The sequence below is a fragment of the Plectonema cf. radiosum LEGE 06105 genome, assembly GCF_015207665.1.
Lineage (GTDB): Bacteria > Cyanobacteriota > Cyanobacteriia > Cyanobacteriales > Nostocaceae > Rivularia > Rivularia radiosa_A.
On sequence record NZ_JADEWL010000284.1, the window covers coordinates 1 to 2,537 of the forward strand.

The following is a 2,537-nucleotide window of genomic DNA, read 5'->3' on the forward strand; positions in this document are numbered from 1 at the left end:
CTTTAATACAACCCCTTAACCCATTCCCATTCTCTGCTCAACCCTTCTCTCAAATTCACAGAGGGTTGATAACCGAGAATTTTCTGTGCTTTGGAAACATCCGCTGCTGTATGACGTGCGTCTCCCATTGCTTTTTCAACATGGTTTCTCTTGATGGGTTTGCCAACAATTTCTTCCATCGTTTCGAGAACTTCCTTTAAAACTACTCTACTACCACCACCAATATTAAAAATCTCTCCCACCGCAGCTTCTACTGTGGCTGCGGCTAAATTAGCTGCAACAGCATCACTAACAAAGGTAAAATCGCGAGTTTGTAATCCATCACCGTAAACGGGAATTGGTTCATCTTGGATGACAGCTTTATAAAACTTGTGAAATGCCATGTCCGGACGCTGACGAGGACCGTAAACTGTAAAGTAACGTAATGCTACAAAAGGTACGTCAAAGTTTTTGTGATAAAGTCCACACAATCTTTCAGCGGCTAACTTTGTGATTCCATAGGGTGAAACTGGTTTGGGACAAATTAATTCGCTCGTCGGTAAAGTTTCCGCATCACCGTAAACGCTGGAAGTAGAAGCATAAATGAATCTTTGCAAATTTTTCGCATCCTTTGCAGCTTCAAGCATTACTTGAGTCGCGCTGATATTGCGTTCCGTGTAAAAACGGAAACCTTGCCCCCAACTTGCCCTTACCCCTGCTTGTGCTGCTTGATGGTAAATAATATCAACATCTTCTAACAGCGATCGCCAATCTAAAAACTGAATATCTCCTTCAATCAATTTAAAGTTGGTATAGCTTTGCAATGATGCAATATTTTCATACTTGAACATCGGGTCATAGTAATCATTGAATTCATCAATACCAATTACTTGTTCTCCTTTTTTTAACAAGGTTTCTGCTAAATGGGAACCAATAAATCCCGCTGCACCAGTCAAGATATTTTTAGTCATGTCTCTTAATATTTAGGTATTTTGTTAACTCAGTATTAACAGGTTAATCCCTATACACAGGTAGTTGCCACTACTGTTTATTTTTTTGTTTACACAGGTCGAAAGAGGTCGAAGGTTAAAGGTTAAAGGTTAGAGGTTAAAGCTCAACTGTCCACTGTCAACTGTCAACTCCTCACTTTAAAATTGAAAACCATACCGTTGAGCCGAGATAAGTATTAAAATTGGTGGAAAAATAAAGCGTATCATCAAGGTGACTTCGAGGAATAAGAGTGAAAATTTTAGTTGTAGGTAGTGGAGGAAGAGAACACGCTTTAGCTTGGAAACTTCTTCAATCAAGTGAAGTTGAACGAGTTTTCTGTGTACCGGGAAATGGTGGTACAGCTACTTTGAATCGCTGTGAAAATATCTCTTTAGCGGTGGATGATTTTGCCCTTATAAGTAATTTTGCGTTAAAAGAAGAAATAAACCTCGTGGTTGTGGGACCGGAAGTACCTTTAGCACAAGGAATTACAGATTATTTGCAATCTCAAGGATTAAAGGTATTTGGTCCAAACAAAGCGGGAGCGCAAATAGAAGCAAGTAAGGTATGGGCAAAAACCCTGATGCAGGAAGCTAAGATTCCTATTGCAAATAGTGCGGTATTTAACCGAGCAGCACCGGCGAAAAGCTACATAAAAGACCACGAATTACCGATTGTCATTAAGGCTGACGGTTTAGCGGCTGGTAAAGGTGTTACGGTGGCGACAACGCGCAATCAGGCAGTGGAAGCAGTAGAAGCAATTTTTCGCGGTCAGTTTGGTGGTGCCGGAGAATTTGTAATTGTTGAAGAATGTTTGATAGGACAAGAAGTATCGGTTTTAGCATTGACAGATGGTTTAACAATTAGACCTTTATTACCAGCCCAAGACCATAAACGCATTGGTGAAGGTGATACGGGAGAAAATACAGGTGGGATGGGAGCTTATGCACCAGCACCGATTGCTACTGTTAATTTAATGGAACGGGTTCAAAAACAAGTTTTAGATAGAACTATAAATGCTTTAAGGGCTAGGAATATTGATTATCGAGGCGTGCTTTATGCTGGTTTGATGATAAATCCTAGCGGTGAATTCAAGGTTTTAGAATTTAATTGTCGTTTTGGCGACCCAGAAACCCAAGTAATATTACCATTGTTAGAAACGCCATTAGAAGAATTAATGCTTGCCTGTGTAGAACAGCGTTTAGAGCAAATGCCCCCTATCGAATGGAAACAAGGAGCCTGTGCCACCGTAGTTGCTGCTTCTGGAGGATATCCCGGAGTTTATGAAACAGGTAAAGTTATTACAGGTATCGCCCAAGCTGAAGCCGCAGGAGCAACCGTATTTCATGCTGGGACAATCTTAAATCAACAATTAATTACAGATGGAGGTAGAGTTTTAAATGTAACGGGTATCGGAGAAAACTTCGAGCAAGCATTAGGATTAGCATACGCTGGTATTGAACAAATTAACTTTGAAGGAATGTATTATCGGCGAGATATTGGATATCAGGTCAAAGGTTAGAGGTTAAAGGTCAAAGGTAATTTATAACTCCTTCTCCCCATCCCCC

At 40.4% G+C, this 2,537-nt stretch carries 2 protein-coding genes; one reads left to right on the forward strand and one right to left on the reverse strand.

The features are described from left to right. Positions 1-2 precede the first annotated feature (2 nt). Complete coding sequence (locus tag IQ247_RS31960) at positions 3-950, reverse strand: NAD-dependent epimerase/dehydratase family protein (RefSeq protein WP_193926210.1); 948 nt, start codon at positions 948-950, stop codon at positions 3-5. A gap of 269 nt (positions 951-1,219) precedes the next feature. On the opposite strand from IQ247_RS31960, the gene purD reads away from it, so the two are divergent. Next, positions 1,220-2,491, forward strand: coding sequence for a phosphoribosylamine--glycine ligase (gene purD, locus IQ247_RS31965; RefSeq protein WP_193926211.1), 1,272 nt, complete (start codon positions 1,220-1,222; stop codon positions 2,489-2,491). The last annotated feature ends 46 nt before the right edge of the window (positions 2,492-2,537 follow it).